Here is a 6797-nt window from a genome sequence, read left to right as displayed (position 1 = left end):
CGTCAGCGCAAGGCAGCGGGCGCGCTGCCGGACCGCGCCACCTGGGCCGAGGAGTGCGCCGAGCGGAAGCGGACGCTGCATCGCAAGACGCACTTCGACAACGTGCCGGTCAAGCCGCAACGCGTGTTCGAGGAGATTATCCTCACGTTCGGCCCGGAAACCCGGTACGTCACGACGATCGGGCTGTCGCAGATCGCGGCCGCGCAGTTCCTACACGTCTACCAGCCTCGGCACTGGATCAACGCCGGTCAGGCCGGGCCGCTCGGGTGGACGCTGCCCGCCGCGCTGGGCGTGTGTGTCGCCGACCCGGATGCGACCGTCGTCGCACTCTCCGGCGACTACGACTTCCAGTTCATGATCGAAGAACTGGCGGTCGGCGCGCAGTTCAACCTGCCCTACATCCACGTGCTGGTGAACAACGCCTACCTGGGCCTGATCAGGCAGGCGCAGCGCGCCTTCGACATGGACTACTGCGTGCAACTGGCCTTCGACAACATCAACTCCCCCGAGACGAACGGGTACGGCGTCGACCACGTCGCGGTCGCCGAGGGCCTGGGCTGCAAGGCGCTGCGCGTGTCCGAGCCCGACGAGATTCTGCCTGCGTTCGAACTCGCAAAGAAGCTGATGGCCGAGTTCCGCGTTCCCGTCATCGTCGAGATCATGCTCGAGCGGGTCACCAACATCGCGATGGGCACCGAGATCGACAACATCATGGAGTTCGAGGATCTCGCCATGCATCCCGATGACGCCCCGACCGCCATGGCACTGCTGGACTGACACGCCCCGGACGAGGACATCGCCGTGCACGTTCTCATCGCGCCCGACAAGTTCAAGGGATCACTGAGCGCGGTCCAGGTGGCCACACACGTCGCCGCCGGGCTGCGTTCGGTGCTTCCGGACCTCGCGGTGCGCGAACTCCCGGTGGCCGACGGCGGTGACGGCACCGTCGACGCGGCGGTTCAGGCGGGCTTCACCCGGGTGCGTGTGCGCGCGTCGGGCCCCACCGGGGTCCCGGTGGATTCCAGCTACGCGCGCCGCGACGACCTCGCGGTCATCGAGATGGCAACGGTGTGCGGGTTGCTCAGGTTGCCGGGGGGTCGTCGAGACCCCTTGCACGCCAGCAGCTACGGGCTCGGCGAGGCGGTGCACGCGGCGGCGGCTGCGGGGTGCCGCCGCGTGGTCCTCGGCATCGGCGGAAGTGCGAGCACCGACGGCGGCGCAGGCATGCTGCAGGCCCTCGGCGCCCGCCTGCTCGACGAGCGGGGCCGCGCGCTGCCACCGCGGCGGCTGCCGCTGCACGACACGTCGTACACGCTGGAACTGGCCGGGCTCGATCCGGTACTGCGCGATGTCGAGATCGTCGTGGCGTGCGACGTCGACAACCCGCTCTTCGGAAGCCGCGGTGCGGCGGCGGTATACGCACCGCAGAAGGGGGCGTCACCGCAGGACGTGTCGGTTCTCGATACCGCGCTCCGTCGCTGGGCGGACGCGGTTGCGGCGGCGACTGGGACGGACTGGGCCGCCGAACCCGGCGCCGGGGCCGCGGGCGGGGTGGGCTTTGCCGCCCTCGCGGTGCTCGACGGCGTGTTGCGGCCCGGCATTCAGATCGTGCTGGACTTGATCGGCTTCACCGAACACCTCTCCGACTGCCGCCTGGTCATCACCGGTGAGGGCGCGCTCGACGAGCAGACACTCGCGGGTAAGGCACCGGCCGGGGTCAGCGCCGCCGCACGCGCTGCCGGCGTCCCGGTCGTGGTGGTGGCGGGCCGATCCACCCTGACGCCAGCCGATCTCGCTGGCGCGGGAATCGATGCCGTCTACCCCCTCACTGAGCTCGAACCCGACCCGGTCCGCTCCATCGCCTACGCAGGCCCCCTGCTCGGACAACTCGGCGCTCGGATCGCCCGCGAACGGCTGGCGACGCCAGCGATCCGGTGAGCCTGCCCGTCTCACGGGATCATCCGCGCAGGCAAACATCGTCACTGTGCCGCACATCTCAGTGTGTTCGGGCCGCCGACTGCATGTTGGCGACTGTATGGTAAATACCGGCTGGGTCGGCCAGCCAGCGACAACACGACGAGAGCGAGGGCTTCGGTGACCCAGCAAGGCCTTGCGTCAACTCGCGCCGCCGGCGATGCGGCAAGTTCACTGACCGCGCGGCCAGGGCGGTCGCCCTTGGAGCGTCCGGCACCGCTGCGGGAGGCGGTCTACGACGCCCTCACCGAAATGATCATCACCCGTGAATTGCAACCGGGTGAGCATCTCGTCGAGAGCGAGCTGGCAGCTCAACTCGGGGTGAGCAGGCAGCCGGTTCGGGAGGCGCTGCAGCGCTTGCAGACCGAGGGTTGGGTGGACCTGCGCCCTGCGCTCGGCGCGTTCGTCCACGTACCCACTGACGCCGAGGCGGATCAACTTCTCGCTGTGCGCACACTGCTGGAGGCGGAGTCCGCCCGGCTGGCCGCCCAGAACGCGACGCCAGAGCAGGTGGAGCAGCTCTGGGAGGTGCAGCGCACCGGGGAGAAGGCGCTTGCCGCCGACGACCAGGAAGGGCTCGTCGCGGCCAACGCCGCTCTCCACGCCCATGTGGTCGCCATGTCCGGAAACATCGTCCTTGCCGATCTCATCGCCTCCGTCGACCGTCGCGTGCGGTGGTACTACCTACCCATCGCACGGGCCCGCGGGAAGGATGCCTGGGACGAGCACGCCGTACTCATCGACGCGATCGCCCGCCGCAACCCCGGCCGGGCCGGCGAACTCATGCACTTGCACACCGAGCGCACCAGGGAGATCTACCACGAACGACGGGCGACGGCCAAGGGTGTTGCCTGACAGGCTCTTTCCCTTGGCCGCCGCCACGCACGCGCCCCTCAGTCGGACAAAGTGGGCTCCAACGACTTCTTCCCCGTGGCGGCTACCCGGGGCTCGGCCGTAGTCCGGCGCCCCGGCTGCCGCAGGAAGGCCGCAATCCCTGCTGAGACGAGCGCGCTCACCGCGGCAATCCAATAGGCACCGGTGTAACCCCAGGCGTCGATGACGCTGGCACCGACGCCGATCCCCACGACCGAACCGAGCAGCTTTGAGCTGTAGATGAGGCCGTAGTTGCTGGCGTTGTTGTTCTCGCCGAAGTAGTCCGGGGTAAGCGAGGCGAACATCGGGTAGAAGGCTCCGCCGCCGAAACCCACCAGGAACGCGAAGCAGAGGAATGCGATCTCGTTCTCGGCCTTACCGGCATAGAGCAGTCCGACCAGGGACACGGCCGATATCAGCAACACGGCGAGCAGGGTCTGCTTGCGCCCAAACCGGTCGGATAGGTAGCCGGTCAACGTGCGACCGGTGCCGTTGACGATCGACAGCACACCGGCCGACGAGGCCGCGATCAGCGGTCCGAAGCCGAGATCCTTCGCGAACGGAACCATGTAGCTGATCCCGAACAGCGAGACGCCGGCGCTGATTCCGAGCGACAGCCACATGAGCGGCAGCATGCCGGTCTTGACAGCCTCCATGGGTGTGTACTGCCGGACGGCAGGCGGGTTCTTCTTGAGGCTCTCCGCGCCCTTCTTGCTGTTCGCCCACTGCACCGGGTCGACGTCGGACGGCCACCAGTTCTTCGGCGGGTCCCGGAACAGCATTCCACACGCGGCGACGACCACCAGCATGTACACCGCGACCAGGTCGAGAACCCAGACATAGGTGTTCGGATGCAGCGCGTAGCTGAAGATGAAGATGAATGGCACGGCGCCGTAAGCGAATCCGCCGTTGACGAACCCCGTCTTGCCGCCTCGCCGCTCCGGGTACCACTTGCCGACGAGGTTGATGCACGTCGCGTAGACCAGGCCTGCGCCGATGCCGCCGCATACGGAGAACCCGAGGTAGCCGATCACCAGGCTGTCGCTGTTGGCAATGGCGAAGAAGCCGACGGCCGAAAGGACTGCGCCCGCCAACATCGCCGTCCTCGCCGAGACGATGTCCTTCTCCCGGAGCTTTCCTGCGGGAAAGGCGACGAGTGCCTGGAAGAAGGCCCAGATGGAAAGCAACCAGAACGTCTCGGACATCGTCCAGTGGTGCGCGTCGCGCAAAGACTTCGCGGCGGCGCCGTAGCCGTACTCGTAGACACTGATCGCCATCATGGCGGCCCATGGCAGCCAGACCATCCAGGCCCGGGATCTGCCGAGGAGTTCGCGGTCGGTCTCCCCGACGCGATAGACGCGGCCGTTCGCGTCGGTGATCTCACGACTATTTGTCATTGTGGAAGACATCGTCGCCTTTCTTTCTAGCGGTGGTGGGCGGTTGGGGGAAGGTCTGCTGCCAGAAACGGGGCGGCGCGCGACCGGCCGTTTGGCGTGCGCGTCGTCCCCCTGGCGGTGAGCCGGGCCTCTTCGGTGCACTCACCGAGCACCCGCGAATGAACGACGCTCAGTGGGGAGACCCGATTCGGGGCCCACAGCGGTCGTGACGTGAACCATGGTCTGAACTCCCTTGATCTCCCTGGCGGGGCCGCGGATTCCGGCGTGATCGGTTCGGCGGCGCGACCCCACGGGTCGACGATTGAGAACTCGGTCACAACATTGCATACCGTATGAGGTAGGCAATAGTCTGCACATAGTGTGTCTCACGTAACAACTCTTGTCGAGGGTTCATGACGACTTTTCGCGAAGAACTTCCGCCCGACTGTCACGTCGCGGTGCGGAAGGAGATGGCGACCCCACGCGGGTCGCACCGGAAACGTGTGCCCCTGCGAGAGGCCTCACGTCGCACGAGGAGACGTCAGCAAATGCCATCACATGTCAGGTACGAAGTCGAGAGATGCACCGACTCACGGCCGAGAATCCGCAAGGGCCCGAATGTCACTCCACCGGATCAGGCAGGCTGACGCCATGGCCCACGCGTTCTCCGCGAGGACGAATGTGCTACTCGCCAATGCCGGCCGCTACCGTGCCCAGCTCCAGTCCGGAGGGCCCACGAAGAGGACCGGCGTGGTCGTAGTTACGTGCATGGACGCCCTGTTCAACGTCTACGCGCTGCTTGGGCTCAACGAGTGCGACGCACACGTCCTGCGCAACGCAGGCGGCGTGGTGACCGACGATGTCATCCGATCCCTCGCCATCAGTCAACGCCTGTTCGAGACCACCGACGTCATGGTCATCACGCACGCCGCGTGTGGGCTTCGCGACCTCACCGACGACCAATTCACTGCCGCAGCAAACTTTCCGGACCTGACGGCAGAGGCACACCGTGGGGTCGCGCGCCTAAGGAGCACCCCAGTCCTGCGCCATACCAACGGCATCCGCGGATTCTGCTTTGACGAGTCGACGGGTGAACTCCACGAACTCTGTTGACGGCCGAACCTGATTCAGGGCATGGCGACATCCCGGCAGCGGGAGGATGGCGAGGACATCGCCCGCTGCCTGCGCGGCGAAACCCTGTCCTAGCAATCTTCACGGCGGTATACTGCGTACAACATACAGTCAGGAGTGTGCCGTGGGACGCGTGACCAGCAGATATCGGGTTCTGCGCATGGTCGACGGAGTGGCAACCGCGCGCCCGGACACCCTTGCCGCGGAGGAGCCCCTGGAGATCCGGGTGGCCGGCCGGCCGCTCTCGGTGACGATGCGGACCCCGGGCGACGACTTCGACCTGGCCCGCGGTTTTCTGGTGAGCGAGGGCGTGGTGGCGACGGGCTCGGACATCTCCGCAATACGGTATTGCGCGGGAGCAACCGCGGACGGTTCCAATACGTACAACGTGCTCGACGTGGTCCTCGCCGAGGGCGTCCCCCTCCCCGACCCGTCGGTCGAGCGCAACTTCTACACGACGTCATCGTGCGGCTTGTGCGGCAAGGCCAGCCTCGAGGCGGTGCGCACCACCAGCAAGTGGCACGTCGACCGCGATCCCGTGCGCCTGACCGCAGCAACGATCGCGACCCTTCCGGAGAAGCTGAGGGCGGCTCAACGGGTCTTCGACCGGACGGGCGGGTTGCACGCGGCCGGACTGTTCGACGCGAACGGCGACTCGTGGTGCGTGCGCGAAGACGTCGGCAGGCACAACGCGGTGGACAAGGTCATCGGCTGGGGGCTCGGCGCTGGGCGTCTGCCGTTGAGCGGCACCACGCTCATGGTGAGTGGCCGGGCGTCCTTCGAACTGGTGCAGAAGGCGGTGATGGCCGGGATCCCCGCGTTGGCCGCGGTGTCCGCGCCGTCGTCGCTCGCCGTGGATCTGGCCAGGGAGATGGGATTGACGTTGATCGGTTTCCTGCGCGGATCATCGATGAACGTGTATTCCGCAGGCGAGCGGTTCGACACCGTCGAGGCGATGCAATACGGTCCCGCGATGCTGCCGACGGCGTAATGCGGCTCAGGACTTGGCAGTCCGCTGCTCGTGGTAGAGCTCCCGAGTCCGCTCGGTGTGCAGGTGCATGACCTTGCTGGCGCGTTCGGCATCGCCTGCCGCGATTGCCTTGATCAGCTCAGCGTGCTCTGACCAGGCGTCCTGGCCGCGCGGTTGCGCGATCAGGTGGTAGTACCAACGCCACCGACGTTCGACGAGTCCGATGTGCTCGGCGAGTACGGAGTTGCTCGCGAGTGATCTGATCCTGGCGTGCAGGGCGGCGTTGGCCGCCACCAATCCCTCGACGTCGTTGGCGGCCAACGCGTTAACGCCGTCCTGCTGCAACTCCCACAGCCGGTTGACGTCCTCTGGGGTGGCGTGGTCGGCAGCGAGCCGGGCGGAATAGGTTTCCAAGACCGAGCGGACGCCGAGAAGCTGGTCGGCTTCCTCTTCGGTGGGGCTGTGCACGAACG

Annotated in this window: 7 protein-coding genes; 5 read left to right on the top strand and 2 right to left on the bottom strand. The window is 66.8% G+C overall.

The features are described from left to right. The 3 genes from QOC69_RS28935 to QOC69_RS28925 all read left to right on the top strand — a co-directional run. Positions 1–777 (top strand): thiamine pyrophosphate-dependent enzyme (locus QOC69_RS28935; RefSeq protein WP_526445961.1); only part of this gene is annotated, 777 nt, incomplete at its 5' end. Positions 778–801: 24 nt separating this feature from the next. Further along, entirely contained in the window at positions 802–1938 is a 1137-nt protein-coding gene (locus QOC69_RS28930) for a glycerate kinase (RefSeq protein ID WP_526445960.1), read from the top strand. A 237-nt stretch (positions 1939–2175) separates the two neighbouring features. Next, positions 2176–2829 (top strand): GntR family transcriptional regulator, encoded by a 654-nt coding sequence (locus QOC69_RS28925; RefSeq protein ID WP_526445959.1) that lies wholly within the window; start codon positions 2176–2178, stop codon positions 2827–2829. A gap of 38 nt (positions 2830–2867) precedes the next feature. On the opposite strand, the gene QOC69_RS28920 is transcribed toward QOC69_RS28925, so the two are convergent. Then, on the bottom strand, positions 2868–4244 hold the full coding sequence (locus QOC69_RS28920) for an OFA family MFS transporter (RefSeq protein ID WP_526445958.1): 1377 nt from the start codon (positions 4242–4244) through the stop codon (positions 2868–2870). Between the two features lie 729 nt (positions 4245–4973). Between QOC69_RS28920 and QOC69_RS28915 the strand changes: the two genes are divergently transcribed. Together QOC69_RS28915 and fdhD are read left to right on the top strand one after the other, a co-directional pair. After that, positions 4974–5336: a carbonic anhydrase gene (locus QOC69_RS28915; RefSeq protein ID WP_526445957.1), complete on the top strand. Its 363-nt coding sequence runs from the start codon at positions 4974–4976 to the stop codon at positions 5334–5336. Positions 5337–5478: 142 nt separating this feature from the next. After that, entirely contained in the window at positions 5479–6345 is an 867-nt protein-coding gene (gene fdhD, locus QOC69_RS28910; RefSeq protein ID WP_526445956.1) for a formate dehydrogenase accessory sulfurtransferase FdhD, read from the top strand. Between the two features lie 6 nt (positions 6346–6351). On the opposite strand, the gene QOC69_RS28905 is transcribed toward fdhD, so the two are convergent. Next, positions 6352–6797, bottom strand: a 446-nt coding sequence (locus tag QOC69_RS28905; RefSeq protein ID WP_526445955.1) for a GntR family transcriptional regulator, incomplete at its 5' end; no start/stop codon positions are given.

Source organism: Mycobacterium sp., from assembly GCF_032162105.1.
Lineage (GTDB): Bacteria > Actinomycetota > Actinomycetes > Mycobacteriales > Mycobacteriaceae > Mycobacterium.
This window is presented reverse-complemented; position numbering and strand designations above follow the sequence as displayed.